The following is a 24,856-nucleotide window of genomic DNA, read 5'->3' as shown; positions in this document are numbered from 1 at the left end:
GGTTTCGAGTTCGGAGCCATCAGCCCCCATCCAGTGCTCCCACAGGCCGGCGAGCGCGAAGAGGCCCTTGTCCGGGCGTTGCACGAAGAAGGGCGTCTTGCGGCCCTCGGCGCCTGACCATTCGTAATAGCCATCGGCCGGCACGAGGCAGCGGCGGCGGCGCATGGCGCTCCTGAAGGAGGGCTTCTCCATCACCGTTTCGCCGCGCGCGTTGATGAGCGGCTTGCCGGGCTTCACCTGCCTCACCCAGGAGGGGATGAAGCCCCAGCGCACCAGCGCGAAATGGCGGGCGCCATTGTCCATCCGCACCACGGCGATGGGCTGGCCCGGCGCCACATGGGCGCGCGGCGGGAAATCCTCATCCTCCGGGTATCCGAACCAGGCTTTGGTTTCCCGCGGCGTCTTCGACAGGCTATAGAGTCCGCACATGGGGCGGAGATAATCACGAATGGCGGATGAGCAACAGTGGCCGAAGCTCGGCGTCTCGGCCTCCATCTGGCGTGACGGCAAGGTGCTGCTGGTCGAGCGGGCAAAGCCGCCGAAGGGCATCTGGGCTTTCCCCGGAGGCCACGTGGAACCGGGCGAGACACTCCAAGACGCCGCCGCCCGCGAACTGCGCGAGGAAACGGGAATGACGGCGGAGTTCCGCGGCCTGCTCGGCCTTTATGACGTGATCCGCAGAGATGGCAGCGGCCTCCTCGCGGCGCACTACGTGATCGCCTCCTATCTCGGCGTTGCGGGCCCCGGGGAGCCCTTGCCTGCGAGCGATGCGGCGGCGGCCGTCTGGGCCGACCCGGACCGGCTGCAAGGCTTCAGGCTTGCTCCCAACATGCACGAAGCCATTGCCAGGGCGCGCCAGATGCTTAACGGCGTTCAAGATTTGGGCCGCGGCGGTTAACCCTCCTTTAAGCGGCGGCTGGCCCGCGCCGGGCCGCTTGCTATGATCGCCTCAGAGTGCGGAGCGATGCCGCGAAACGATGGACAGCATGCTGAAGAATTTCTCCCGCCCGATCGATGCCGGCGCCGCCGCCGAAAAGCAGCTGGCGCTGCAATTCCTGCGCGATGCCTGGGATGAAGCCGCCTATGAAGGCGTGGACCCGGACTGCATTGCCACCGCCGCGATCTTCGCCGCGCTGTCCGAACTCATCTCCACCTATGGCGAGGAGCCGGTGGCGGAGATGTGCGCGCGCCTGCCGGAGCGCGTGCGCAGCGGCGAGTTCTCGCTCGTCCGCGCCCGCCAGTAGGTCAGGCGAGCGCCTGCATCAGCAACGCGAAACCGAAGGCGGCGATCAGAATTCCCGTCCAGCGGCTGATGCGCGCCAGCATGGTTCCGCCGATCCGGGCGCGGAAGCGCGAGACCAGAAAACTCAGCAACAGCCACCATACAATTCCGCCCAGGGCCACGCCTGCGATCACCGTGGGCGGCCTTGCCGCATCCTCATGCAGCCGCAACACGCCGCTCATGGCGCCGAAGATGGCGAGGAACCCGAAGAACTCTCCCGGGTTCGAGATGGTGAGGCCGAAACCCGCCAATATATTGCTGGCAAGTTTCGCGGTCTGCACTTCGCCGACCCCGGTCATGGAGAGCTCCGGCCGCTTGCGCGCCAGCCAGACGCCGGTGATGACCAGCAGCACGCCGCCGCCGAGGAGCAGCGGCCGGGCATAGGCCCCGATCAGATGTGACACCCAGCTGACGCCGTAGGCAGCGGCCGCGGCATAAAGCACGTCCGCCGCCACCGCGCCGAAGCCCACGAGAAACGCCACCGCGAAGCCGCGCCGGATGGCGTTGCGGATGACGAGAATACTGACCGGCCCGAGCGGCGCTGTCACCGCAAGGCCGATGGCCATGCCGATGAAGAGCAGCGAGACATCCATCACTTTTTGCGGATCATGCCCTATGCGATATCGACGACGACCCGGCCCTTCACCTTGCCCGCCACGATGTCGGCGGCGACCCGCGGCACGTCTTCGAGCTTCACATGCGTCGTCAGCGCGTGGAGCTTCGCGAGGTCAAGGTCCTGCACCAGCCGTTCCCACACCTTGAGGCGGCGCGGCATGGGTGTCGAGACGGAATTGACGCCGACGAGTTTGACGCCGCGCAGGATGAAGGGGGCAACGTTGGTGGGAAGGTCCATGCCTTGCGCATTGCCGCAGGCGGCGACGGTTGCGTCCGGGTTCATCTGCGAGATGACATTGGCCAGCGTGGTGGAGCCAACGCTGTCGATGCAACCCGCCCAGCGCGCCTTGGCCAGCGCCTTCACCGGCCCGTTGAACCCGTCGCGGTCAACGACGCCGGCCGCACCGAGGCTCTTGAGGAACGGCTCCTCCGAGACGCGGCCCGTCGAGGCGATAACGCGGTAGCCGAGCCCGGCGAGGATGACGACCGCCGTCGTGCCCACGCCGCCCGCCGCACCGGTGACGAGAATCTCGCCATCCGACGGCTTCACGCCCTGCTCTTCCAGCGCCATGACGCAGAGCATGGCGGTGTAGCCCGCGACACCGGCCGACATGCAGTCGGCCGCCGTCCAGCCCTCAGGCGCAGGAACCAGCCAATCGCCGCTGAGGCGGGCGACTTCCGAAAAGCCGCCGTGGTGGCCCTCGCCCACGCCATAGCCGTTCAACACCACGCGGTCGCCCGCCTTCCAGCGCGGATTGGCGGAGGCGCGCACGACGCCGGCGAAGTCGATGCCGGGGATCAACGGAAAGCGCCGCGCGATCGGCGCCTTGCCGGTGATGTTGAGGCCGTCCTTGTAGTTGACGGAGGAGTGCGTGACATCGACGGTGACGTCACCCTCCATCAGGTCTGACTCCTCAAGGCGGGTCAGTTCCGCCTTCTGGCCGGCGTCTGTCTCGCTGATGAGAATGGCACGGAAGGACATGGTGTTTTCCTTTTTCTAAGCACTCTCAGGTCAAATGGACACCGGTTGACCGTCGAAAATGCGACCAAACAAAGAGACAGAGCAGGTTTCGAGTCCACTGAACCGAAACCCGCTCTAAAGCGCTTCCACGAAGCGGATGGGCCGGCCATGGGCCTTGCCGATGATCTCGCCGTTCCACATGACGCGGCGGCCGCGGATCATGGCACCGACGGGCCAGCCCGTCACCTCGCGGCCGTCATGCGGCGTCCACTTGCAGCGGCTTTCGATCCAGCCGTTGGTGATGGTGCGTTTCGCCTTCAGGTCGACGATGGTGAAGTCAGCATCATAGCCTTCAGCGATGCGGCCCTTGGAGGCCATGCCGAAGATGCGGTTGGGGCCGTGCGAGGTGAGGTCGACAAAGCGTTCGATGGTGAGGAGCCCTTTGTTCACGCAGTCGAGCATGACGGGCACCAGCGTCTGCACGCCGGGCATGCCCGAAGGCGAGGCGGGATAGGGCCTGGCCTTCTCCTCCAGCGTGTGGGGCGCATGGTCCGAGCCCAGCACATCGACGAGACCCGATTGCACAGCCTTCCAGATGCCGTCTTTGTGATGGGGCTCGCGCATCGGCGGGTTCATCTGCAGCAGGTTGCCGAGGCGGGCGTAATCCTCCGACGTGAAGACGAGGTGGTTGGGCGTCACCTCCAGGCTCGCCACGTCGCGCGCGGCGGCGAGAATGGGGAACTCGTCGGCGGTGGAAATGTGCAGCACATGAATGCGCTTGTGCGCCTCGCGGGCAAGCCTGACGAGGCGCTCGGTGCACAGCCGCGCGGCCTCGGCATCGCGCCAGACATAGTGGCTCGATGGGTCGCCCGCGACGCGCAGGTGCTTCCTTTCGTTCAGCCGGTCCTCGTCTTCCGAGTGGAAGGCGGCGCGGCGGCGGATATTGGCGAGGATGCGGGCCACGCCCTTGTCGTCATCAACCAGCAGCGAACCGGTGGAGGAGCCCATGAACACCTTGACGCCGACGCAGCCGGGCAGCAGCTCCAGCTCGCCCAGCATATGCGCGTTCTCCCGCGTGCCGCCCATGTAGAAGGCGAAGTCGCAATACATGCGGTTGGTGGCGCGGCGAACCTTGTCGGCGAGCGTGTCCGCGTCCGTGGTGAGGGGGCTGGTGTTGGGCATCTCGAAGACGCCGGTGACGCCGCCCATCACGGCAGCACGGCCGCCGGTTTCGAGGTCTTCCTTATGCTCGGCCCCGGGCTCCCTGAGGTGCACCTGGCTGTCGACGACGCCTGGCAGGATATGGAGGCCCGTGCAGTCGATGACCTCGCCCGCCTGATCCGCGCCAAAAGAGCCGATTGCGGCGATGCGCCCTCCGGACACGGCAATGTCACGCTGGCCCACCCCGTCATGGTTGACGACGATGCCGCCCTTCAGGATCAATTCGGCGTGGAACGGCATGGAATGGCCCGGCTTTCCTTGCAGGTTGTTCCCGGTCTTCGTAAATGTGGATCGCGAACGAAGCAACAGAGATGCAAAACTTTGATTTTCGGGCCGGACGCCTCCCCGGCCGGTCCGTGATTGCGGTCCGGGGGCCGGAGGCTGGCCATTTCCTGCACAACCTGCTCACGTCCGACATCGACCACCTGGGCCCGGGCCAGGCGGCCTATGCCGCGCTGCTGACCCCGCAAGGCAAAATCCTGTTCGACATCATGGTGCTGAGGGACGGCGACGGCTATCTGATCGACTGCGCGGCGGGGCAGCGGTCGGATTTGATGAAGCGGCTTGCGATGTACAGGCTCCGCGCCAAAGTGGAGATCGCGGCGCGGGACGAGCTTGCGGTTGGAGTTTCGCCGGTGGCGGCAGCCGGCGGCTACCGCGACCCGCGCAGTGAGGACATCGGCTGGCGGATGATGGGCGCGCCCGAGGGCGAGGCCGAGGGCTATGATGCGGCGCGCATCGCGGCGGGGCTTGCGGATTCGGAGGCCGACCTGGGTTCAGGCGAGTTCTTCCCGCATGAGGCCAATCTCGACCAGCTTGGCGGGGTGAATTTCAGGAAGGGCTGCTATGTGGGCCAGGAAGTGGTGTCACGCATGGAGCACCGGGGCACGGCGAGAAGCCGCATCCTGCCGGTGGTGGTGGGCGGAGCTGCGCCGCACAGGGGCACCGGGATCAGCTCAGGCGTCAAACAGATCGGCACCCTGCTCTCCTCATCAGGGACACGGGCACTGGCTCTTATCCGTCTTGACCGGCTGGCGGAGGCCACGGCCCCGCTTGTCGCCGATGGCGCGACCGTGACGGTGCTGAAGCCCGCCTGGGCCAGATACGAAGTTCCGGGGGCGGCATGAGCGCGGTGAAACACGCGGACGGCCTGTGCCGCTGCGGCTGGTGCGGCGCCGACCCGCTCTATGTGGCCTATCACGACACGGAATGGGGCGTGCCGGAATATGACTCGCAGGCACTGTTTGAGAAGCTGCTGCTCGACGGCTTCCAGGCGGGGCTGTCATGGATCACCATCCTCCGGAAGCGCGACAATTTCCGCGCCGCCTTCGACGGTTTCGATCCGGAAAAGATGGCGCGCTACAGCCCCGCAAAGCTCGAGCGCCTGATGCAGGATGCGGGCATCGTGCGCAATCGCCTGAAGATCGAAGCGAGCGTCACCAATGCGCGGGCCTATCTGGCGATTCCGGATTTCTCCGCCTATCTGTGGGACTTTCTTGACGGCGTGCCGCTGCAGAACCGCTTGCGGAGCATGAGCGACATCCCGGCCAGGACGCCGCTGGCCGAAAAGATGTCAAAGGACCTCGCAAAGCGCGGCTTCCGCTTCGTCGGCCCCACCATCGTCTATGCCTTCATGCAGGCCTGCGGGCTGGTGAACGACCACCTCGTCGATTGCCACCGGCACGAGGCGGTCAAGCATGCCGCGTGATGCGACGCCGCGCGCCTGGCAGCGCATGCTGTCCGGGCGCAGGCTCGACCTGCTCAACCCCTCGCCGCTCGACATTGAAATCGAGGACATTGCCCATGGCCTGGCGCGCGTGGCGCGGTGGAATGGGCAGACCAAGGGCGACCATGCCTTTTCCGTCGCCCAGCATTGCGTGCTGGTGGAGGAGCTGGCGGTGCATATCGACTCATCCCTCGACATCAAGGCGCGGCTTGCCGCCCTGCTGCATGATGCGCCGGAATATGTGGTGGGCGATATGATCTCGCCTTTCAAGGCGGCGCTGGGCCTCGACTACAAGGCTTTCGAGAACCGGTTGCTGGCGGCGATCCGCATCCGCTTCGGGCTGCCGCCGCAGGGCGCGCTGGCACTGGAGACCTTCATCAAGAAATGCGACCGCCTCGCCGCCTATCTGGAAGCAACACAGCTTGCGGGTTTCGCGGTGGACGAGGCGGAGAAATTCTTCGGCAAGCCGAAGGGTTTGACGGGCGAGGCCGCGCAACGCTTCTTCCGCCTCACGCCGCTGACGCCCAATGATTCGGCCGCGCTTTATCTCAGGACATTCAGGAAGCTTGCCCCATGATCGTCGTCGGCCCGCTCAATAAGGTTCAAGCCCTCGTCGATGAACACGGCGTGAGCCATGTGGTGACGCTGCTCGCACCCGACACGCCGCACGATGCGCCGGTGGGCATTGCACCCGGACAGCACCTCAGGCTCTATTTCCATGATATCGTGCAGCCCATCGATGGCCATGTGCCGCCGCGCGCGGCCGATGCGGAAAAGATGATCGCCTTTTTCCAGGACTGGGACCGGGCAGCGCCGATGCTGGTCCACTGCTGGGCCGGCATCAGCCGCTCCACGGCGGCGGCCTTTACCGCGCTCTGCCTGCTCCGGCCGCAGGCGGACGAGGAGGAGCTGGCCTTCGAACTGCGCGCCGCCTCGCCGTCCGCCACGCCGAACCGGTTGATCGTGTCGCTGGCGGATGAGGTGCTGGGGCGAAATGGCAGGATGGTGAAGGCCATCGAAAAGATCGGCCGCGGCGCGGATGCCTTCGAGGGCGCGCCATTCGTGCTGAGGCCGTAAGACTGTCTTCCGTGGCTCCCCGAGCAAGAGAAGAAGGGACACGTTGCCTGCCATGCAACGGGGAGATGAGGGGTTTACCATGGAGAACAGGAACGGCCTGATCGCCGGTTGCAAACTGACCAGGGCCACGGGCTCAACCGAACGCGGGGCCGCACGCGCCATGACCGGGCGCGGCTGGAAGACAGCCGATCCGCGGCGCTTCCGCAAAATCGTCCTCGCGATCTTCGCCGACCTGGCCATGCCGCCGACGGCGAAGGCTCCGCAAACCCGTTCGCACGGCATGCCGCGAAACCTGCGGGAGTTCCGGCGGGTCGAGGGGTTGAGGGTCGAGAGGCGGTGCGATCCCAGACAGACCGTTGACCGGGGGCATGAAAGAACATATCATGAACATTCTTTGGATTTGTCTTGCGACTTTACCCTGGACATCATCATGGCATGCAGAATCATCCGCTGGTCCCGCCGGACATTGCTGAGCGTTACGATGTCCGCGAATGGCGGAACGGGGCGGCGGCTGCCCGGTCGTGGTGATCGCGATCAGACCAGAGGCGTACAAGGACGATGGACAAGCTCAATAAGACGATCATCGATCTCGCCTCGTCCTTGCGGGGGCAAAGATTTCACACGGTGCTGGCCGATCCGCCATGGCGCTTCACCAACCGCACCGGCAAGGTGGCGCCGGAGCACCGCCGCCTGACGCGCTATGAGACCATGACGACGAATGACATCGGCGCACTTCCCGTGTCCGATGTGGTGAAGGAGCCCGCACATCTTTACATGTGGGTGCCGAATGCACTGCTGCCTGAAGGGCTGTCGGTGATGAAGGCATGGGGGTTCGACTACAAGAGCAACATCGTCTGGCACAAGATCCGGAAGGACGGCGGCTCTGACGGACGCGGCGTGGGCTTCTATTTCCGCAATGTCACCGAGATCCTGCTGTTCGGCACCCGCGGCAAGAACGCCCGCACCCTGGCACCGGGTCGGCGTCAGGTGAACATGATCGAGACTCGGAAACGCGAACACTCACGGAAGCCTGACGAGCAATATGATGTGATCGAGAGTTGCTCGCGCGGGCCGTATCTTGAGCTGTTTGCAAGAGGTACGCGCCCCGGCTGGACCTATTGGGGCAATCAGGCGAATGAGGGGTATGCCCCGACGTGGGATACCTACGCGAACCATTCGCAGGCAGGGCGGATTGCGGCGGAGTGAGCAGGCGAGGGTAGATTGGCAAGCTCAATCCGAGATACGTCCACTCTCCCACAATTCAGCGCGTTTGGCTTTCAGCACACTTGAATTGTATACACCACGGGTGTATACACACTCCATGAACAAATCCACCGTTTTCAAGTCCAATAAGACCCAGGCCGTGCGCCTGCCGAAGGCCGTGGCCTTGCCGGACCATGTCAAGAAGGTGGAGATCATCGCCAACGGCAGCGCCCGGCTGATCCTGCCAGCGGGCGGCACATGGGCGGATTTCTTCGCCGGACCGCGGCTGGACGATGATTTCCTCGGCGACCGCAAGCAGCCTTCGCCCCAGCGGCGCGGCGAGACTTGATGCTCGCCTATCTGCTGGACACCGACATCTGCATCCACGCCCTCAAACGGCGCAAGGCCGCGCTCGCCGAGCGGTTCAGCGCGCATGACGGCCGCATGGCCGTATCCGACGTGACGCTCTTCGAACTCTATTATGGAGCGGAGCGCTACGACGATCCGTCCGCCCGCACTGCCATCATCGAGAGCTTCGCGGCACGGCTGGAAGTTCTGCCATTCGACACTCGCGCCGCCCTCCATGCCGGAAACATCCGGGCCACGCTTGAACGCCAAGGCCAGATGATCGGCGCCTATGACCTGATGATCGCCGCCATCGCCCGCTCACAAGGGTTAGTGCTGGTGACCGGGAACGTGCGGGAGTTCGGGCGGGTGGAGGGGCTGAGGGTGGAGAGGTGGGGGTGACTAACTATATACCCAGTGACCCAACGCGACCACCGGCTGCCCTTCGCTTTTCCGCCTCGCGATCCGAAAGGACCTCTTCCCAAACCTCGTATACCTCTTGGATCATCTGCTCCAAGTCATCGTACGAATACAATTCAGCGCCATCGGAAGAGTGAATACTTAGACGCCTTGATTCAGCACCCTCGCTAGGGAATTTATAGATAGCGAACTCCGCCGATGCAAAATCCCCACCGTCTGCTCTGATCCTTTGATGCATCAAAGAGAATGCAACGTTTCGCGCAATCGGACCTAGTCCATTCGAGCGCCGGGGATCAATGAACGGGAAAACGGGCACACCATCGACAACGATGTAAAAGTCGCTCCACAGAACCGCTCCGCCAGAAATTCCGATTTTCAAGGGGAACAACTGATGTTGGTAACCAGTCAATCGACGCTGCGTTGAATCCTCAAATACCCGCTTCCCGACAGCGAGATTTTGTATTCTCTCAGCAACGTGCAGACACCGAGATGAGATTGCATTTGCGATTTCTGACCAGCAGCTGGCGGTAGGTTCGAGACAACCAGGCCGAACATTAAACAAATCCGGCGTTACTGCCCTGACCGCTCGATAAGTCAAGGTAGGCCGAAAAAACTTCACTTTCTGGAGCAACGCTCGCTTCTCTATGCGAGACAGCGGCATGGCTCTAACCAAATCAATCTGAGGCAAAAGGCGCTTCTTCATTCGGTTCTCCTGACCGCGGTTGATTCGCAACAGACACTTTGTGAAATTTGAAGCGCTCGCGAATTAGATTATCGCTGATTCGCAAGCCGAGCATTGGTCGCACCTTGGCGTTTTCCACAACATAGTACCAAGGTGAATTCGCTGCATGAGAGAGATCAACTAATCGGCCGGGACTTAGACCTCCATAGGCTTGAACAACCAGAGAAACGATCTGTTTCGCATTCGTGTCTTCGATAGGGGGAAATTCTTGAGGCACCCGTGTGACAGGATCAAAACCAGAGGCTCGGAATTCAATGGGTTTGTCACCTGCAGCTTTGAATGCCCCGTAGGCGGTAGGATGGACTGGACCAAATTGCCATGCTTCAAAATACCCCGACACCAACGGACTACCCGTCTTGAGTAAGTAGGAACCATGGCTAAAGTATAGCAACTTTTGCAAGCTTAAATTGGTTATCCGATACTCGGATTTCGCGGCAACCTCCAGAATTAGGTTTCCAACAGCTCTTGCATCAAATGCCATGATTACTCACGGATCTCCACAAAACTGGAACATACAAGGAACGTCCTGGGGCCTGCAACTGTTTTTTACCTTACCCCACGTTTTTTCCTCAAATCTCCAGACTTTATTCGCTCTCAAACTCAGGATGTATTGGGATGGATTGCTCCTCGGGCTTATAACCCATGAGATGATCCACAGTATTTGCAATCGCGGAACGGGCTAACAAAATTTCCGTCATTCCGGCGAAAGCCGGAATCCAGCTTTCTGCCCGCGTGGTTGCCGTCCAAAGCTGGACCCCAGCTTTCGCTGGGGTGACGGCGCTTGGAGGGGGTGGTGGACGGCGTACTGGGAGGTGGTGACGGCGCTGCCCGTACGGCGCTCCGGATCTAAATATCCAGCCCCTCCTCGCTCACGAACTCCGCCCGCTCCGAGATGAAGTTGAAGCGTTCCTCCGGCTTGTTGCCCATGAGTTGCTCCACGATTCTGGCGGTGTCGGCGCGGGCGGCGGTTTCGAGGGTGACGCGCAGCAGATGGCGCTTCCTGGGGTCCATTGTTGTTTCCTTCAGCTGGCTGGGAAGCATTTCGCCGAGGCCCTTGAAGCGGCTCACTTCGACCTTGCCGCGGCCGGTGAGTTCGGTGCGCATCAGTTCCTCGCGGTGCTTCTCGTCCCTCGCATAAGCAACCTTGGGGCCCTGGGCCAGCTTATAGAGCGGCGGCACGGCGAGGTAGAGGTGGCCCTGGTCGATCAGGAGCGGCATCTGGCGGTAGAAGAAGGTCATCAGCAGGGATGCGATGTGGGCGCCGTCAACGTCCGCATCCGTCATGATGATGATCTTGTCGTAGCGCAGGTCCTCCTCGCGGTAGGAGGAACCCGTGCCGCAGCCAAGGGCCTGGATGAGGTCGGCGAGCTGCTGGTTTCCGGCCAGCTTGTCCCTGGTGGCGGAGGCCACGTTGAGGATCTTGCCGCGCAAGGGCAGCACGGCCTGCGTCTCCCGGTTCCGCGCCTGCTTGGCGGAGCCGCCGGCCGAGTCGCCCTCGACGATGAAGAGCTCGGAGCCATCCTTCTGGGTGGCGGAGCAATCGGCCAGCTTGCCGGGAAGGCGGAGTTTCCGCACCGCCGTCTTGCGCGAGACGTCCTTCTCCTGGCGGCGCCTGATGCGCTCCTCGGCGCGCTCGACGATGAAGTTGAGAAGGCGGTCGGCCTGGGCCGGATGGCCGGTGAGCCAGTGGTCGAAATGGTCCCTGACCGCGGTCTCGACGATGCGCATGGCCTCGACGGTCGCCAGCTTGTCCTTGGTCTGGCCCTGGAACTCCGGCTCGCGGATGAAAACGGACAGGAGCGCTCCCGACGAGGTCATCACGTCATCCGCCGTGATGATGGCGGCGCGCCTGTTCTGGGTGAGGTCGGCGTAATTGCGGATCGAGCGGGTGAGCGCGGTGCGCAGGCCCTGCTCATGCGTGCCGCCTTCGGGCGTGGGGATGGTGTTGCAGTAGGACGACGAGAAGCCGTCATCGCCGCCGAACCAGGCCACCGCCCATTCCACCGTGCCGTGGCCGCCTTCCTTCTCCACACGGCCGGCGAAGATCTCCTCCACCACGCGGGTGGCGCCCTCCAGCCGCTCGGCGAGGAAGTCCCTGAGGCCGCCGGGGAAGTGGAGGACGGCCTTCTCCGGCGTCTCCTTGTCCCTGATGAGGGCGGCGTCGCAGGACCAGCGGATCTCGACGCCGCCGAAGAGATAGGACTTGGAGCGCGACATCCTGTAAAGCCGCGCCGCCTGGAAGGCGGTGTTGCCCCTGCCGAAAATCTGCTCGTCCGGGCGGAAGGAGACTTTCGTGCCGCGGCGGCCCGAGACCTTGCCGAGATTCTGGATGGTTCCCACGGGCTTGCCGCGGCGGAATTCCTGCCGGTAAAGCTGCTGGCCGCGCGCCACCTCGACGATCACGTGGTCCGACAGCGCATTGACCACCGAGACGCCGACGCCGTGCAACCCGCCTGAGGTTTCATAAGCGCCGGAATCGAATTTGCCGCCCGCGTGCAGCGTGGTCATGATGACTTCAAGGGCGGACTTGTCCTTGAACCTGGGGTGCGGGTCGACGGGGATGCCGCGGCCATTGTCCGTCACCGTCAGGTAGCCGTCAGCCGTATGGCTGACGTCGATCCAGGTGGCATGGCCCGCCACCGCCTCGTCCATGGCATTGTCCAGCACCTCGGCGAAGAGGTGGTGCAGCGCCTTTTCGTCCGTGCCGCCAATATACATGCCGGGGCGGCGGCGCACGGGCTCCAGCCCTTCGAGCACCTCGATGTCGGCCGCGGTGTAGCTCTCCTCGCCGCGCGACCTGGCAGGCCCCCTGGAAGGCTGCGGGCGCGGCGCGGCGGGAAGGTCGCCGAAGAGTGAGTCAGCGGTTTTGGCGGGCTTTGCCATTTTTGTTCCTGAATCGTTTCTGTCGGTGAGTATCCCCTCATGGGGGTGAGTTGCAACACTTGACTTCACAGGGCCGTCCCGGGCCTTCTTCCGCCATGCGAGCACCCGTGATCATCCCCAACCGCCCGCTGCTGCCCCGCCTGCTGCTGCTGTTCTGGGTGGCGGAAATTGCCGTAGGGTTGCTTTTTGCCGCCGCCGGTTATGAGCTGCTGGGCCAGGCGGGGAATGGCGGTGCCGCGGTGCTGATGCTGATGGGCGTGGTGCTGGCGGTGGTGGGGGCCGTGATGGCCGGCCATTGCTGGCGCAGCGCCCGCCTCGCCGGCAACGCCATTGAGATGACCGGGGCCGGGCTGATGGACCGCCGCCTCTCGGCGCACCCCATCCCGTGGGAAGCGGTCTCGTGGAAGGTGATCTTCAACGGCCGTTCCTATGCGCTGCAGATGGACATTGCCGAACCCGCGCGCAGTGCCGCCGCCATCGCCTGGCCCGCCCGCGCCCTGGGGGTGTTCAGCCGCATGCTCCGGCAACCGGAGTTCAACGTCGCCGCACTCGGCACCGCCATGACGGCCGAGGAGATCGGCAAGCGCATGGCAGGCTTCAAGCCCCCGACAGCCTGAATCCGGCCACGTCATGACTTTCAGCGTCTGACAGCTTGACATCGGCAACCAGCGGGAGTTTCCTCGCAGACAACTAAATTGCTTCGCAGCAATCGACTCACACAGGGGATTGGCCCAGCCGGCTGCGGGGAAAATGGCTGGTCAATGGGAGAAACGCATGTCTGACCTCAATCAACGCATTGAGGCGATGTACCAGGGCGATCGCCGTGGTGCATGGCTGTTCGTGATGGCGCTTTGGGTGGCCATCATCTTCGTCCTCGTCATGTCGTGGCCGTATATCCCGGACACCGGGGTGCGGGCCGTGGTGCTGATCGCGGCTGTCGCGCTGCTCATCTTCAACACGGCATCCGTCATCGCCATGCTGCGCCACTACGCGGAGGACAAGACGTTCATCTATTCTCTCGACATCAAGCATCTCGACGAGATGAGGAAGGGACGCTGACCATGGCCCGCTATACCCCTCCCGAACAAAGCCGCTTCATGCAATGGATCGACATCATTTTCGTGGTCGCCGCCATTTTCCTCGCCTTGTGGCTTCCGCTGCAGGCAGGCTGGGCGGGCGTGTCCCGTTCGATCGTGAAGATCGAGAACCCGACATGGGAAGCACTTGGCCAGACCCCGGCGCAGGTCGAGCAGTGGGTCAAGCTGGGCTTCGCCGACGCGGCAGCCGCGCATGACATCATCCAGAACAAGTTCGACTATTCGATCGACTGGGTGCAGCTCATCATCCTCGCGGCGGTGATCGCCGGTTATTTCATCTTCCTCTTCCGCGCCTCCGACAGGGAATACCGCGAGGTGATCGCGGAAAAATTCGACGGCAAGGGAAAGTGAGGGAACGGCCATGTGGATTACAATTGCGAATATCGGCTGGGTCCTGTCCGCCGCGCTGCTCCTCTGGATGCTCTATGACTGGTTCCGGGTCGATACGAGCTATTCGGAAGCAACCCTGACCTCTTCCCGCGAAGGCGAGATCGAGGGCGTCCAAGAATCCCACAAGGTCTGAGGGGGGTCAGATGTCGAACGCAACCGCTTCCGCCGCAGACACGGTGAAGAAAGTTTCTCTGCTGCGCATCCTCGGCCCCGGCCATGTCTGGGCGCTGGGTGTCGGCATCGTTCTCGTCGGCGAATACACCGGCTGGAACTTTGCCGTCGACAAGGGCGGCACGCTCGCCGCGCTGATCATCTGCTGGGTGATCGGGCTTCTTTACACCTCCGTCGCCATGATCGATTCCGAGGTGACATCAACCGTCGCCGCGGCCGGCGGGCAGTATGCGCAGGCCAAGCACATCGTCGGCCCGCTGATGGCGTTCAATGTGGCCCTCTACCTCGTCTTCGCCTACACCATGCTGGAGGTGTCCAACGCCATCCTCATCGCCGATACGGTGAAAGCCTATGCCGGCGACGGTTTCAGCGACTGGCACTACAAAGGCATCATCGCCATTGTCATCGTGGGCCTCGCCGCCCTGAACTACCGTGGCGTGCTGATGACGCTGAACGTCAACTTCGTCATCACGGCCATTGCCTATCTGGCCATCATCGTCCTGTTCTTCTCGGTCCAGCCGTGGAGCCAGGGAACGATCCTGAAGCTGAACGAGATGGTGACGCCGGAGAATGCCCTGCCCTATGGCTGGATCGGCGTGATTGCAGCGTTCCACTGGGGCATCTGGTTCTACCTCGGCATCGAGGGGACGACGCAGGCGGCGGAGGAAGTTCGCTCGCCTTCCCGCTCGCTGCCCTATGGCACCATGGCCGGCATGATCACGCTGCTCATCGGCGCGTCCCTGACCTGGTACATCTGCGCTTCGCTGATGCCCTGGCAGTATCTGGGATTCACCTATTACCCGCTCCTCGACGCCGGCAAACTGACCGGAAGCGCGCTGCTGGAGAATATGATGTTCACGGCCACCATCCTTGCCGCGCTGGCCTCGGCCAACGGCTGCATCAACGATGCGGCACGGGCGTGGTTCTCACTCGGCCGCGACCGCTATTTGCCGCCGTGGTTCTCGGCGGTGCACCCCGTGTACAGGACCCCCTACCGGTCCATCATCTTCCTGGTGCCGATCGCGCTGGCCTTCGCCTTCATCGCGAACCTGGGACAGGCGATCACGTTCTCGATCCTTTCGGGCGTGCTGCACTACACGTTCATGAGCGTCAACATCATGATGTTCCGGAACAAGTGGCCGCTTGGCACGATCCAGCGCGGATACACGCACCCCTTCCACCCGTTGCCGGCGATCATCCTGCTGGCGCTGTGCGTGGTGACCTATTTCGCCATCTTCCTCGGCTATGGAGCGCAGCTCACGGCCATGGTGGTGTTCTACATCATCATGTCGCTGTGGTTCCACTTCTACCGCTATCGCTATGTGAAGCGCGGCGACCAGTTCACCATGCCCTGGCCGAAGCCCCGGGGATACTGAGCATCGACAAGAAACCGGCCCGCCTTTCGAGGCGGGCCTCATAGATTCTGGCGGCCTGCATGTGGCAAGCGATCATCGGAACGGCTCTGGCCGCGGCCCTTGCGGGGCTCCTCGCGCGGCACGCGATCTCCGCGGCGCGACGGCGCAAAGCCGAGCCGGACCGCCTGCTCTCCGCGGCAGCCGCAATGCTGGACGAACCCCGCGTCAGCGCGGGCATAACGGCCGGGACATATGTCCTGACCGGCCGCTACAAGGGCCGCATCGCGGAGGTGAAGGTGGTGGCCGACACACTGGCGGTGCGCAAGCTGCCCAGCCTGTGGTTGATGGTTACCATGCCAGGTCCATTTCCGGTGAGAGCGACACTTGACTTGATGATGCGTCCCGCCGGATTCACCAGCTTCTCGAACTTCGATGATCTGCCGGTTACCGTTTCAAACCCTCCTGACTTCCCGCATGACGCCGTCATCCGAACGGACGACGCGGCGCACATGCCGGACCCGCGAATCCTCTCCCGCCATCTTGCGCTCTTCCGGGGACGACATGGCAAGGAACTCCTGCTCACTCCAAAGGGGCTGCGCGTTGTGTTGCTCGCAGGAGAGGCGGACCGGGCGCGCTATGGCGTGTTACGCCAAGCTGACTTTGGCGATGTCACCATCGATCCCCTGATGGTAACGGACAGCCTTGACCTTCTCATGGCTGTGCGCGCCGACGTCGAAACATCATCGGCGGCTTCATCATGATTGCAAAGCCCTTGAACCCCCATGCCGTGCTCGCCGCCGCCGTCATTCTGCCCGGCGCGGGCCATGTGCTGCTCGGCAAGGCGCAGCGCGGACTGATGTTTTTGTTCTTCACCGTCATTCTCGGATGGGTCAGCCTGCGTCTGACCCCGGAGACGGCAAGTTTCTTCACCCGTCATGCGGGCGGCATTCTGATCTACGGCTTTTCGGTGATAGATGCCTACAAGACAGCGCGGATCGAATGGGAAATGGCGAAGTTCTCCCGCCGCAAAGGCGAAGCACATCTTCCACCGGATGACTGATCGACACGGCGCAAGACCGGCCCGGTCGTAATCTCACAATTCTCTTTTGAATGGCGGGTCAAGGCGCTATAGGCGCAGTCTTCGACCCTCAAACACAGGAGTTCCGATGAAATGACCAACTGGCCCGTGCACGCCGCGTGGAAAGGCCCCATCGTGATGATCGGCTTCGGCTCGATCGGCAGGGGAGCGCTTCCCCTGATCTTGCGGCACATCGAATGCGATCCCAAACAGATCACGGTCATCGATCCCGACGCGACCCACAGCCAGCTGGCCGAAAAGCAGGGCGCCGCCTTCCTGAAGGCTGCGGTCACCCGGAAGAACTTCCGTCAGTTGCTGAAGCCGCTCCTCACGGCGGGTCCCGGCCCAGCCTTCATCGTCAACCTCTCGGTCGATGTCGACAGCCTCGACATCATGCGCCTGGCGCGCGAGACGCACGCGCTTTACATCGACACGGTGATCGAGCCGTGGCCGGGCTTCTACTACAACACCAGGGTTCCACAGGGCGAACGCACAAATTACGCCATGCGCGAGAAGATGCTCGACCTGAAGCGGGCGCTGGGGCCGGGCCCCACGGCCGTGTCCTGCTGCGGCGCCAACCCTGGCATGGTGTCATGGTTCGTCAAACGGGCGCTGATGGACATCGCCAGGGCCACCAAGACCAAGGCCGCCGAACCCACCACGCGCGACGGCTGGGCCAGGCTGATGATGAAGCTGGGCATCAAGGGCATTCACATCGCCGAGCGCGACACGCAGCGCTCCAGGCAGCCGAAACCCTTCGGCGCCTTCGTCAACACCTGGTCCGTCGAGGGCTTCATCTCGGAAGGCCTGCAGCCCGCCGAACTGGGCTGGGGCACGCATGAGAAGAAGCTGCCGCCCAAAGGCAAGCGCCACAAGACGGGCTGCGGCGCGGCGATCTATATCGAGACGCCGGGCGCTGACACGCGCGTGCGCACCTGGACGCCGACGGAGGGCCCGCATTTCGGCTTCCTTGTCACGCATAATGAGGCCATCTCGATCTCGGACCATTTCACCGTGCGCTCGGGCCGCAAGGTGACCTACCGTCCCACCTGCCATTATGCCTATCACCCGTCCAACGACGCCGTGCTGTCGTGGATCGAGATGCTGGGCAATGGCGGCAAGCACCCGAAGAACGCCTATGTCCTCGACGAGGCTCAGATCGCCGACGGGCGCGACGAGCTCGGCGTGCTGCTCTACGGCCACAAGAAGAATGCCTATTGGTATGGCTCGCAGCTCTCGATCGAGGAGGCGCGGACGCTCGCCCCCTACCAGAGCGCCACGGGCCTGCAGGTGACCTCCGCCGTGCTGAGCGGCATGATCTGGGCCATCGAAAACCCCATGGCCGGCATCGTCGAGACCGATGAGATGGACTACAAGCGCTGCCTCGAGATCCAATCGCCCTATTTGGGGCCGATGCGCGGGGTCTTTACCGGCTGGACCCCGCTTGACTCGGCCGTTGAACTCTTTGCCACCGGCCTCGACCGGAAAGACCCCTGGCAGTTCCAGAACATTCTCGTTCGCTGAGGGACGCTTTGCGCTGAAGCGGGACTTTCATGGCCGGGCTTGCCCGGCCATGATGTGTCCCGATTCGCATTGCAATCGAAGGTCCATGTTCATGCTCCGCCGCGCCGTCCTGCTCGCCATGGCCCTCCTCGCCACGGCCCTCCTGGCCTTCGCCCCGCCCGTCCGGGCCGAACCGAGGCACGGCATCGCCATGCTGGGCGAACCGGCGCTCCCGGCCGATTTCAAGAACCTGCCCTATGCCAACCCGGAGGCGCCCCAGGGCGGCGATCTGCGCCAGGCCATCACCGGCTCCTTCGACAGCGTCAATCCCTTCATCGTGAAGGGCCAGCCGGCCGACTTCGTGCGGACCTACGTCGTCGAGAGCCTCATGGGGCGAAACTGGGGCGAGCCCTTCTCCCTGTACGGTCTATTGGCTGAGTCCATCGACACCTCGGATGACCGGCAGACCTTTACGTTCCGGATCAGGCCAGAAGCCAGCTTCTCAGACGGCACGCCCGTGACAGCGGCGGACGTCGCTTTTTCCATGGAAACCCTGCGGGACAAGGGCAGGCCCAATTTCAAGACCAATTTTTCGAAGATCACCAGGGTCGAGACGCCGGATGACCGCACCATAACCTTCCATCAGGAAGCAGGCGACCGGGAATTGCCGATGATTGTGGGGCTGATGCCAATATTCCCAAGGAAGGCGTGGGAAGGCAAGGACTTCTCTGTCTCGTCGTTGAATCCAATGATTGGGTCCGGACCCTATGTGATGGACAAGATAAAGCCCGGTGAATCCATCACCTACCGCAAGAACCCCGGATATTGGGGCAGAGACCTTCCCCTGAACAAGGGCCTGTGGAATTTCGACACGGTGCGCATCGACTACTACCGCGATGCCAACGCCACCTTCGAGGCCTTCAAATCTGGCCTTGCGGACGTCAGAATCGAGACAGACCCCACCCGCTGGAGCTCTGGATATGATTTTCCCGCGGTCAAGGACGGCAAGGTCACGCTCGAGAAGATTGAGCAAAAGACTCCCTTCCCGGCATCGGGCTTCGTCTTCAACACAAGGCGCCCGATGTTCCAGGACCCCCGGGTGCGCGAGGCGCTCGCAATGGTCTTCGATTTCGAGTGGATCAACGCCAATCTCTTCGCCAGTGCCTATCGCCGGACCTACGGCTATTACGGCGGTTCGGAACTTTCTTCGCAGGGCAGGCCGGTGAACGAGGCCGAAAAGAAGGTGCTGGGGGATGACCTCGCGAAACTGCGCCCGGATTTCGTGGACGGCAGCTATGCAGTGCCCGTCAGCGACGGCTCCGGCCGCGACCGCAAGATTCTCGGAAAGGCAATGGCGCTGCTGGGCGGCGCGGGCTGGACAATGTCCGGCAACAGCCTGGTGAACGCCAGGGGCGAACCATTCGCCTTCACCATCACCCTCACCGATCCCCAACAGGAGAAGGTTGCGCTCGCCTATCAGAGGACACTCAGGTCGATTGGCGTCTCCGCCAGTGTGAAGTTCGTCGATGCGGCCCAATTCCTCCGGATACGGAACAGTTACGATTTTGACGTCATCAGCTGGACCTGGTTCAACTCGCTGTCGCCGGGCAACGAGCAGGTGCTGTATTTCGGCTCCGGGGGGCGCGGCAATGAGGGCACCCGGAACTATGCCGGAGTGGCCGATCCGGCCGTGGACCGGGCAATTCAGGCCATGCTGAGCGCCAGAACCCGCGACGAGTTCATCGCGGCTGTCCGGGCAGAAGACCGGCTGCTGACCGCGGGGTTCTACATGGCGCCCTTCTACAATGCCGGCGGCCAGTGGGTGGCGCGCTGGAATAGCATCGGCCGCCCGGATGCCCAGCCGCTGACGGGTTTCGAGGCCACGACGCTCTGGCGCAACAAGTGACCTTCACCGGCGCACCCCGCCGGGCGCGGCGGGGCTCCTCGACAATGGCGAACTGGCCGTGCATCGCAGCGACCCCGGCCTGTTGCCCGGCTTGAGCATCATCTTATCGCAAAACCAGTTCCACTTTTGCGGATCACGCTCTCATCGGGCGGAGAACGCCTTTCCGGGGAGCGGTTCGCGGCCTATAAGTTCCCGAAGCGGATATGGTTCGTGCCCGCGCTCCCACGGACCGCTAACGGCAAGCTCAACCGGAAAGCGCTGGAGAGGCCCTGAGCCATGGCCGGTCGTTTCGCCATCGACGTCGTGTCCGACGTCATCTGCCCCTGGTGCTTCCTCGGCAAGCGCCGCCTTGACGCCGCGCTCGCCGTCCTCGACATGGACGTATTGATCCGCTGGCGGCCCTTCATGCTGGACCCCGGCATCCCGCCGGAGGGCCTCGACCGGCATGACTACATGCTCAACAAGTTCGGCGCGGAGAAGCTGAAGACCATCCATGACCCGCTGATCGAGGCGGGCAAGGAACTGGACGTGCCCTACCGTTTCGACCTGATCAGGCGCACGCCCAACACGCTGGACGCCCATCGCCTGATCCGCTGGTCGCACACGGTGGACCGGCAGACCGAAATGGTCGAGCGACTGTTCATGGCCTACTGGAGCGAGGGCAAAGACGTGGGCGACCGCAACGTGCTTGCCGCCTGCGCGGGCGAGGCCGGCATCAACGCCCAGCAGATCCGCGAACTGCTCGACACCGCGCAGGATGTTGAGGAAACCAGGGCGGAGATCGAGCATGCAACCAACATCGGCGTGACGGGTGTGCCGACCTTCATCCTGGGGCAGAGCTATGCGCTGGCGGGCGCGCAGTCACCCGCCGTGCTGATCGATGCGATCTCGCGCGTATCGAAAGAGGTCGGCGAGGCGTAACGCATGATCGGATCGCAAAAGCGGAACCCACTTTTGCGGATCATGCGCCGGATCATATGCTTGAGCATGATCTTATCGCAAAAGCGGAACCCACTTTTGCGGATCATGCGCCAGATCATATGCTTGAGCATGATCTTATCGCAAAAGCGGAATCCACTTTTGCGGATCATGCTCTATGCCGCCAGTTTCACCAGCGTCTGCATCAGCTGTCTTGTCCCTTTCAGGCGCTCTTCCGGCGTCTCCCATTCGCGCATGACGACGAGCTTCATATCCGGGCGCAGCCTGGCCCTGGCGCCCTGCCCGGTAATCCACTGAACGAGGGCGCCGGGGTTGGCGAAGGCGCCGCCGCGGAAGGCCATGACGGCCCCTTTCGGTCCCGCATCCACGCTCTGCACATTGGCGGTGCGGCACAGGAGCTTGATCGAGACGACGGCGAGCAGATGGTTGACTTCTTCCGGCAGCGGACCGAAGCGGTCGCGCAGCTCGGCGCTGAACGCATCAACCGCCTGCTGGCCGTCCAGGTCCGCCAGGCGGCGGTAGAGGCCGAGGCGCACCTGCAGGTCCTCCACATATGTTTCAGGGATCAGGACCGAGGCGCCGATGTTGATCTGCGGCGACCACTGGCCATCCGTCTCCAGCGTATCCCCGCCGGTGCGCAGCTTGGCCACCGCCTCCTCGATCATCTGCTGGTAGAGCTCGTAGCCGACTTCCCTGATGTGGCCCGACTGCTCGTCACCCAGCAAATTGCCAGCACCGCGCAGGTCAAGATCATGGCTCGCCAGCGTGAAGCCCGCGCCCAGCGAATCCAGCGACTGCAGCACCTTGAGGCGCCTGTCGGCAGCCTGGGTGAGCGGCTTGTTGGCAGGCGTTGTGAAGATCGCATAAGCGCGCTGCTTCGAGCGGCCGACGCGGCCGCGCAGCTGGTAGAGCTGGGCAAGGCCGAACATGTCCGCCCGGTGGATGATCAGCGTGTTGGCGGTCGGGATGTCGAGGCCCGACTCCACGATGGTGGTGGAGAGCAGCACATCGAACTTCCGGTCATAGAAACCGGTCATGATGTCCTCGAGCTCGGTGGGCGCCATGCGGCCATGGGCCACGCGGAACTTCACCTCCGGCGCCGTCTCCTTCAGGAAGGCGGCGATCTCGTCCAGGTCGGAGATGCGCGGCGCGACATAGAAGCTCTGGCCGCCGCGGAAATGCTCGCGCAGCAGGCTCTCGCGGATGATGACGGGGTCGAAGGGGGTAATATAGGTGCGGACCGCCAGGCGGTCGAGCGGCGGCGTGGTGATGAGCGAGAGTTCGCGAACGCCCGACAGCGCCAGTTGCAGGGTGCGCGGGATGGGCGTGGCGGTGAGGGTGAGGACATGCACATTGGCGCGCATCTCCTTCAGCCGTTCCTTGTGCCTGACGCCGAAGTGCTGCTCCTCGTCGACGATCATCAGGCCGAGATCGCGGAACCTCACCGACTCCGCCAGCAGCGCATGGGTGCCGATGACGATGTCGATATCGCCCGCCGCAATCCCCGCCTTCACCTTGTCCAGCTCCTTTCTGGGCACCATGCGCGAGGCCTGGGCGATGTTGACGGGAAGCCCCTTGAACCGCGCCTCGAAGGTGGCGAAGTGCTGGCGCGAGAGCAGCGTCGTCGGCGCCACCACGGCCACCTGCTTGCCGTTCATGGCGGCCACGAAGGCGGAGCGCAGCGCCACTTCCGTCTTGCCGAAGCCCACGTCGCCGCAGACGAGGCGGTCCATGGGACGGCCCTTCTGGAAATCCTCGATAACGGCCTCGATGGCGGTGAGCTGGTCCTCCGTCTCCTCATAGGGGAAGCGGGCGGCGAATTCCTCGTAGGCGCCCTCGGGCGGCGGCAGCACGTCACCGGGCTTCAGCTCCCGCGCGGCCGCCGTATGGATCAGTCCCTCGGCGATCTTGAGGATGCGTTCCCTGAGCCTGGCCTTCTTGGCCTGCCAGGCGCCGCCGCCAAGCTTGTCGAGCTGCACGCCCTGCTCGTCCGAGCCATAGCGCGACAGGAGCTCGATGTTCTCCACGGGCAGGAACAGCCTGTCGCCGCCGGCATAGGAGAGGAACAGGCAGTCATGGGGTGCGCCCTGCACCTCGATGGTCTTCAGCCCCTCGAAGCGGCCGATGCCGTGATCGACATGCACCACAAGGTCGCCCGGCGAGAGCGCCGAGAGCTCGCTGATGAAGCCCGAGGCCTTGTTGTTGCGCCGGCCGCGGCGCACCATGCGGTCGCCGAGAATGTCCTGCTCGGAGATGATGGCGAATTCACCGGTCTCGAAGCCTTCTTCCAGCCCGAGCACCAGAAGGCCGGCGATGGCCTTGTCCCAGGCGAGGAACTCCGGCCAGTCCCTGGCGGCAGCGAGCGGCGCCACCTCATGGTCCCTCAGAATGGTCTCCATGCGCTCGCGCGAACCTTCGGTCCATGAGGCAATTGCCACGCGCCGCCCGGCGCGGCGAATATCGTCCGCATGAGCCCTGACGGCCTCATAAACATTGCCGCCCGTCTGCGCGCGCTCGGCGGCGAAGCTGCGGCCGCGGCGGCCTCCGAACGAGATGGCGTCCGGGCTCTCGAAGGGCGAGAAGGCGAGAACGGTATGATTCGTCTGCGCCTCCGCCCACTGCGCTTCGGTGACGTAGAGTGTCGCGGGCCTCACCGGCTTGTAGGGGGCCGCGCCATAGGTTTCCTTCTTGTCGAGGGCCTCGCGCCGGGCATTGTAGAACTCCGCCACCTGCTCCTGCCGCGCCGCCGCGGCTTCGTCCGCCGAATGGTCGAGCGTGATGACGGGGTCATCGAGATAATCGAACAGCGTCGAGAGCTCGTCGTGGAACAGCGGCAGCCAGTGTTCCATGCCCTGATACTTGCGGCCTGCGGTGACGCTCTCATACAGCGGATCGTTGATGTCGATGCCGCCGAAGGCCGCGGCATAGTTGACGCGGAATTTGCCGATCGAGGTTTCGTTCAGCAGCACCTCGCTGGCGGGGTTCAGGGTGAAGCGCCTGAGCGTCGACGTCGTGCGCTGCGACTCCGGGTCGAAGCCGCGGATCGATTCCAGCGTGTCGCCGAAAAAATCGAGCCGCACCGGCGCGTCCGATCCGGGCGGGAAGATGTCAATAATGCCGCCGCGCACCGCGAAGTCGCCGGGGTCCACCACCGTGCCGGTGCGCGAGAAGCCGTTCCCGGCGAGGAAGCCGATGAGCTGGCCGGAATTGACCCGGTTGCCCGGAGCGGCGGAGAAGCTCTGCCCCTCGATCAGCGGGCGCGGCGCCACGCGCTGCAGGATGGCGGGAACGGTGGTGAGCAGAACGGTGGGCTTCGTCACCGGCTCCAGGAGGCGCGCCAGCGTGGCGAGACGGCGGGCGACGATGACGGCCACCGGCGACACCCGGTCATAGGGCAGGCAGTCCCAGGCGGGCAAGCGCAGCACCTCGAGCGCCGGTGCGAAATAGGCAAGCTGGTCCGCGAGAACGGCAGCGCGGCTGTCGTCCACCGCCACATGCACAACCACGCGCCTGCCCGCCGCCCCAGCGATCCCGGGCAGCAGCATCGCATCCAGCCCCTGCGGCACGCCCGAGACGGCGGTGCGGCCGGGCTGTGAGAGCCTGGGCATCAGCTTCGAAAGATCGATCATGGCGTATGGGCGAGAAGGCGGGTCAACAATGGCGACACGTATTCGCGCGGCACGTCCACCTGCTTCGTGGCCCAGGAAAGCATGTCCTGGTCGGGAATCTCCATGATGCGCTCCAGTTCGGCGATCTCGACATCGGAGAAGCCATCGAGGTGCTTCACCACGAAGCCGCCGAGGATCAGGTCCATCTCCTTGATGCCACGATGGGTGGCGCGCCACAGCAGGCGCTTGCGTCGGGTGTGGGTTTCGGGGACGTGCGTCATCGCCCGGGTCTCATGCCCCAAGCGCTCTTGCGCCGCAACCGGTTCCCGGTGAA

At 63.7% G+C, this 24,856-nt stretch carries 28 protein-coding genes; 19 read left to right on the top strand and 9 right to left on the bottom strand.

The features are described from left to right. The coding region (locus tag IOC69_RS03040) for an SOS response-associated peptidase (protein ID WP_290542052.1) at positions 1–429 on the bottom strand (429 nt) is incomplete at its 3' end. Between the two features lie 19 nt (positions 430–448). Here IOC69_RS03040 and IOC69_RS03035 point away from each other — a divergent pair. After that, positions 449–898, top strand: a complete 450-nt coding sequence (locus tag IOC69_RS03035; RefSeq protein WP_290542051.1) for an NUDIX hydrolase — start codon at positions 449–451, stop codon at positions 896–898. Positions 899–986: 88 nt separating this feature from the next. Continuing rightward, on the top strand, positions 987–1,244 hold the full coding sequence (locus tag IOC69_RS03030) for a hypothetical protein (RefSeq protein ID WP_290542050.1): 258 nt from the start codon (positions 987–989) through the stop codon (positions 1,242–1,244). A 1-nt stretch (position 1,245) separates the two neighbouring features. Here IOC69_RS03030 and IOC69_RS03025 read toward each other — a convergent pair whose 3' ends face one another. From IOC69_RS03025 to IOC69_RS03015, 3 genes are all read right to left on the bottom strand, one after another. Beyond that, a complete protein-coding gene (locus IOC69_RS03025) occupies positions 1,246–1,875 on the bottom strand; it encodes a LysE family transporter (RefSeq protein ID WP_290542053.1) in 630 nt (209 codons plus the stop codon). A 20-nt stretch (positions 1,876–1,895) separates the two neighbouring features. Then, positions 1,896–2,879, bottom strand: a complete 984-nt coding sequence (locus tag IOC69_RS03020; protein WP_290542049.1) for an MDR family oxidoreductase — start codon at positions 2,877–2,879, stop codon at positions 1,896–1,898. A 114-nt stretch (positions 2,880–2,993) separates the two neighbouring features. Next, positions 2,994–4,319 carry a dihydroorotase gene (locus IOC69_RS03015; RefSeq protein WP_290542048.1) on the bottom strand — a complete coding sequence of 442 codons (1,326 nt, stop codon included), beginning with the start codon at positions 4,317–4,319 and terminating at the stop codon, positions 2,994–2,996. A gap of 116 nt (positions 4,320–4,435) precedes the next feature. Between IOC69_RS03015 and IOC69_RS03010 the strand changes: the two genes are divergently transcribed. The 7 genes from IOC69_RS03010 (at position 4,436) to IOC69_RS02980 (ending at position 8,832) form a co-directional block, all read left to right on the top strand. Further along, positions 4,436–5,206 carry a folate-binding protein gene (locus tag IOC69_RS03010; RefSeq protein WP_366935497.1) on the top strand — a complete coding sequence of 257 codons (771 nt, stop codon included), beginning with the start codon at positions 4,436–4,438 and terminating at the stop codon, positions 5,204–5,206. Continuing rightward, entirely contained in the window at positions 5,203–5,787 is a 585-nt protein-coding gene (locus IOC69_RS03005; protein ID WP_290542046.1) for a DNA-3-methyladenine glycosylase I, read from the top strand. The genes IOC69_RS03010 and IOC69_RS03005 overlap by 4 nt, the downstream gene beginning before the upstream one ends. Continuing rightward, positions 5,777–6,382, top strand: a complete 606-nt coding sequence (locus tag IOC69_RS03000; protein WP_290542045.1) for an HD family hydrolase — start codon at positions 5,777–5,779, stop codon at positions 6,380–6,382. The genes IOC69_RS03005 and IOC69_RS03000 overlap by 11 nt, the downstream gene beginning before the upstream one ends. After that, positions 6,379–6,882, top strand: a complete 504-nt coding sequence (locus tag IOC69_RS02995; RefSeq protein WP_290542044.1) for a protein-tyrosine phosphatase family protein — start codon at positions 6,379–6,381, stop codon at positions 6,880–6,882. The genes IOC69_RS03000 and IOC69_RS02995 overlap by 4 nt, the downstream gene beginning before the upstream one ends. A 558-nt stretch (positions 6,883–7,440) precedes the next feature. Next, positions 7,441–8,088: an MT-A70 family methyltransferase gene (locus IOC69_RS02990; RefSeq protein WP_290542043.1), complete on the top strand. Its 648-nt coding sequence runs from the start codon at positions 7,441–7,443 to the stop codon at positions 8,086–8,088. Between the two features lie 115 nt (positions 8,089–8,203). Continuing rightward, the gene (gene vapB / locus IOC69_RS02985; protein ID WP_290542042.1) at positions 8,204–8,434 is read left to right on the top strand and encodes a type II toxin-antitoxin system VapB family antitoxin; all 231 of its coding nucleotides are present in this window, start codon (positions 8,204–8,206) and stop codon (positions 8,432–8,434) included. Continuing rightward, positions 8,434–8,832, top strand: a complete 399-nt coding sequence (locus tag IOC69_RS02980; protein WP_290542041.1) for a type II toxin-antitoxin system VapC family toxin — start codon at positions 8,434–8,436, stop codon at positions 8,830–8,832. The genes vapB and IOC69_RS02980 overlap by 1 nt, the downstream gene beginning before the upstream one ends. A gap of 4 nt (positions 8,833–8,836) precedes the next feature. Here IOC69_RS02980 and IOC69_RS02975 read toward each other — a convergent pair whose 3' ends face one another. The 3 genes from IOC69_RS02975 to parE form a co-directional block, all read right to left on the bottom strand. Continuing rightward, a complete protein-coding gene (locus tag IOC69_RS02975) occupies positions 8,837–9,553 on the bottom strand; it encodes a hypothetical protein (protein WP_290542040.1) in 717 nt (238 codons plus the stop codon). After that, complete coding sequence (locus tag IOC69_RS02970) at positions 9,525–10,073, bottom strand: type II toxin-antitoxin system antitoxin SocA domain-containing protein (protein ID WP_290542039.1); 549 nt, start codon at positions 10,071–10,073, stop codon at positions 9,525–9,527. The genes IOC69_RS02975 and IOC69_RS02970 overlap by 29 nt, the downstream gene beginning before the upstream one ends. Positions 10,074–10,438: 365 nt before the next feature. Further along, complete coding sequence (gene parE / locus IOC69_RS02965) at positions 10,439–12,475, bottom strand: DNA topoisomerase IV subunit B (protein WP_290542038.1); 2,037 nt, start codon at positions 12,473–12,475, stop codon at positions 10,439–10,441. A 107-nt stretch (positions 12,476–12,582) separates the two neighbouring features. Between parE and IOC69_RS02960 the strand changes: the two genes are divergently transcribed. From IOC69_RS02960 to IOC69_RS02915, 10 genes are all read left to right on the top strand, one after another. Then, positions 12,583–13,092 (top strand): hypothetical protein, encoded by a 510-nt coding sequence (locus IOC69_RS02960; RefSeq protein WP_290542037.1) that lies wholly within the window; start codon positions 12,583–12,585, stop codon positions 13,090–13,092. Between the two features lie 157 nt (positions 13,093–13,249). Next, entirely contained in the window at positions 13,250–13,534 is a 285-nt protein-coding gene (locus IOC69_RS02955) for a hypothetical protein (protein ID WP_290542036.1), read from the top strand. A gap of 2 nt (positions 13,535–13,536) precedes the next feature. After that, positions 13,537–13,923, top strand: coding sequence for a hypothetical protein (locus tag IOC69_RS02950; RefSeq protein ID WP_290542035.1), 387 nt, complete (start codon positions 13,537–13,539; stop codon positions 13,921–13,923). A gap of 10 nt (positions 13,924–13,933) precedes the next feature. Then, on the top strand, positions 13,934–14,095 hold the full coding sequence (locus IOC69_RS02945; protein WP_290542034.1) for a hypothetical protein: 162 nt from the start codon (positions 13,934–13,936) through the stop codon (positions 14,093–14,095). Positions 14,096–14,105: 10 nt separating this feature from the next. Beyond that, positions 14,106–15,509 (top strand): amino acid permease, encoded by a 1,404-nt coding sequence (locus IOC69_RS02940; protein WP_290542033.1) that lies wholly within the window; start codon positions 14,106–14,108, stop codon positions 15,507–15,509. Between the two features lie 59 nt (positions 15,510–15,568). Beyond that, entirely contained in the window at positions 15,569–16,249 is a 681-nt protein-coding gene (locus IOC69_RS02935; protein ID WP_290542032.1) for a hypothetical protein, read from the top strand. An 11-nt stretch (positions 16,250–16,260) separates the two neighbouring features. Then, complete coding sequence (locus IOC69_RS02930; protein WP_290542031.1) at positions 16,261–16,548, top strand: hypothetical protein; 288 nt, start codon at positions 16,261–16,263, stop codon at positions 16,546–16,548. A 111-nt stretch (positions 16,549–16,659) separates the two neighbouring features. Then, positions 16,660–18,090 carry a saccharopine dehydrogenase C-terminal domain-containing protein gene (locus tag IOC69_RS02925; RefSeq protein ID WP_290542030.1) on the top strand — a complete coding sequence of 477 codons (1,431 nt, stop codon included), beginning with the start codon at positions 16,660–16,662 and terminating at the stop codon, positions 18,088–18,090. 91 nt (positions 18,091–18,181) lie between these two features. Continuing rightward, positions 18,182–19,975, top strand: coding sequence for an extracellular solute-binding protein (locus tag IOC69_RS02920; RefSeq protein ID WP_290542029.1), 1,794 nt, complete (start codon positions 18,182–18,184; stop codon positions 19,973–19,975). Between the two features lie 276 nt (positions 19,976–20,251). Beyond that, entirely contained in the window at positions 20,252–20,896 is a 645-nt protein-coding gene (locus IOC69_RS02915) for a DsbA family oxidoreductase (RefSeq protein ID WP_290542028.1), read from the top strand. A 173-nt stretch (positions 20,897–21,069) separates the two neighbouring features. Here IOC69_RS02915 and mfd read toward each other — a convergent pair whose 3' ends face one another. Together mfd and IOC69_RS02905 are read right to left on the bottom strand one after the other, a co-directional pair. After that, entirely contained in the window at positions 21,070–24,543 is a 3,474-nt protein-coding gene (mfd, locus tag IOC69_RS02910; RefSeq protein WP_290542027.1) for a transcription-repair coupling factor, read from the bottom strand. Next, a complete protein-coding gene (locus IOC69_RS02905) occupies positions 24,540–24,803 on the bottom strand; it encodes a succinate dehydrogenase assembly factor 2 (RefSeq protein WP_290542026.1) in 264 nt (87 codons plus the stop codon). Before IOC69_RS02905 ends, mfd begins: the two co-directional genes overlap by 4 nt. Positions 24,804–24,856 lie beyond the last annotated feature (53 nt).

The sequence above is a fragment of the Aestuariivirga sp. genome, assembly GCF_020252405.1.
Classification (GTDB): domain Bacteria; phylum Pseudomonadota; class Alphaproteobacteria; order Rhizobiales; family Aestuariivirgaceae; genus Aestuariivirga.
Note: the sequence above shows the minus strand (reverse complement) of the source record. Positions and strands in the feature narration are given on the sequence as shown.

What these genes read in the sequence shown, in the direction of transcription:
- IOC69_RS03035 (WP_290542051.1), top strand. Translation starts at nt 449, where the DNA reads ATGGCGGATGAGCAACAGTGGCCGAAGCTCGGCGTCTCGGCCTCCATC.
- IOC69_RS03030 (WP_290542050.1), top strand. Translation starts at nt 987, where the DNA reads ATGCTGAAGAATTTCTCCCGCCCGATCGATGCCGGCGCCGCCGCCGAA.
- IOC69_RS03025 (WP_290542053.1), bottom strand. Translation starts at nt 1,875, where the DNA reads ATGGATGTCTCGCTGCTCTTCATCGGCATGGCCATCGGCCTTGCGGTG.
- IOC69_RS03020 (WP_290542049.1), bottom strand. Translation starts at nt 2,879, where the DNA reads ATGTCCTTCCGTGCCATTCTCATCAGCGAGACAGACGCCGGCCAGAAG.
- IOC69_RS03015 (WP_290542048.1), bottom strand. Translation starts at nt 4,319, where the DNA reads ATGCCGTTCCACGCCGAATTGATCCTGAAGGGCGGCATCGTCGTCAAC.
- IOC69_RS03005 (WP_290542046.1), top strand. Translation starts at nt 5,203, where the DNA reads ATGAGCGCGGTGAAACACGCGGACGGCCTGTGCCGCTGCGGCTGGTGC.
- IOC69_RS03000 (WP_290542045.1), top strand. Translation starts at nt 5,777, where the DNA reads ATGCCGCGTGATGCGACGCCGCGCGCCTGGCAGCGCATGCTGTCCGGG.
- IOC69_RS02995 (WP_290542044.1), top strand. Translation starts at nt 6,379, where the DNA reads ATGATCGTCGTCGGCCCGCTCAATAAGGTTCAAGCCCTCGTCGATGAA.
- IOC69_RS02990 (WP_290542043.1), top strand. Translation starts at nt 7,441, where the DNA reads ATGGACAAGCTCAATAAGACGATCATCGATCTCGCCTCGTCCTTGCGG.
- vapB (WP_290542042.1), top strand. Translation starts at nt 8,204, where the DNA reads ATGAACAAATCCACCGTTTTCAAGTCCAATAAGACCCAGGCCGTGCGC.
- IOC69_RS02980 (WP_290542041.1), top strand. Translation starts at nt 8,434, where the DNA reads ATGCTCGCCTATCTGCTGGACACCGACATCTGCATCCACGCCCTCAAA.
- IOC69_RS02975 (WP_290542040.1), bottom strand. Translation starts at nt 9,553, where the DNA reads ATGAAGAAGCGCCTTTTGCCTCAGATTGATTTGGTTAGAGCCATGCCG.
- IOC69_RS02970 (WP_290542039.1), bottom strand. Translation starts at nt 10,073, where the DNA reads ATGGCATTTGATGCAAGAGCTGTTGGAAACCTAATTCTGGAGGTTGCC.
- parE (WP_290542038.1), bottom strand. Translation starts at nt 12,475, where the DNA reads ATGGCAAAGCCCGCCAAAACCGCTGACTCACTCTTCGGCGACCTTCCC.
- IOC69_RS02955 (WP_290542036.1), top strand. Translation starts at nt 13,250, where the DNA reads ATGTCTGACCTCAATCAACGCATTGAGGCGATGTACCAGGGCGATCGC.
- IOC69_RS02950 (WP_290542035.1), top strand. Translation starts at nt 13,537, where the DNA reads ATGGCCCGCTATACCCCTCCCGAACAAAGCCGCTTCATGCAATGGATC.
- IOC69_RS02945 (WP_290542034.1), top strand. Translation starts at nt 13,934, where the DNA reads ATGTGGATTACAATTGCGAATATCGGCTGGGTCCTGTCCGCCGCGCTG.
- IOC69_RS02940 (WP_290542033.1), top strand. Translation starts at nt 14,106, where the DNA reads ATGTCGAACGCAACCGCTTCCGCCGCAGACACGGTGAAGAAAGTTTCT.
- IOC69_RS02935 (WP_290542032.1), top strand. Translation starts at nt 15,569, where the DNA reads ATGTGGCAAGCGATCATCGGAACGGCTCTGGCCGCGGCCCTTGCGGGG.
- IOC69_RS02925 (WP_290542030.1), top strand. Translation starts at nt 16,660, where the DNA reads ATGACCAACTGGCCCGTGCACGCCGCGTGGAAAGGCCCCATCGTGATG.
- IOC69_RS02920 (WP_290542029.1), top strand. Translation starts at nt 18,182, where the DNA reads ATGCTCCGCCGCGCCGTCCTGCTCGCCATGGCCCTCCTCGCCACGGCC.
- IOC69_RS02915 (WP_290542028.1), top strand. Translation starts at nt 20,252, where the DNA reads ATGGCCGGTCGTTTCGCCATCGACGTCGTGTCCGACGTCATCTGCCCC.
- mfd (WP_290542027.1), bottom strand. Translation starts at nt 24,543, where the DNA reads ATGATCGATCTTTCGAAGCTGATGCCCAGGCTCTCACAGCCCGGCCGC.
- IOC69_RS02905 (WP_290542026.1), bottom strand. Translation starts at nt 24,803, where the DNA reads ATGACGCACGTCCCCGAAACCCACACCCGACGCAAGCGCCTGCTGTGG.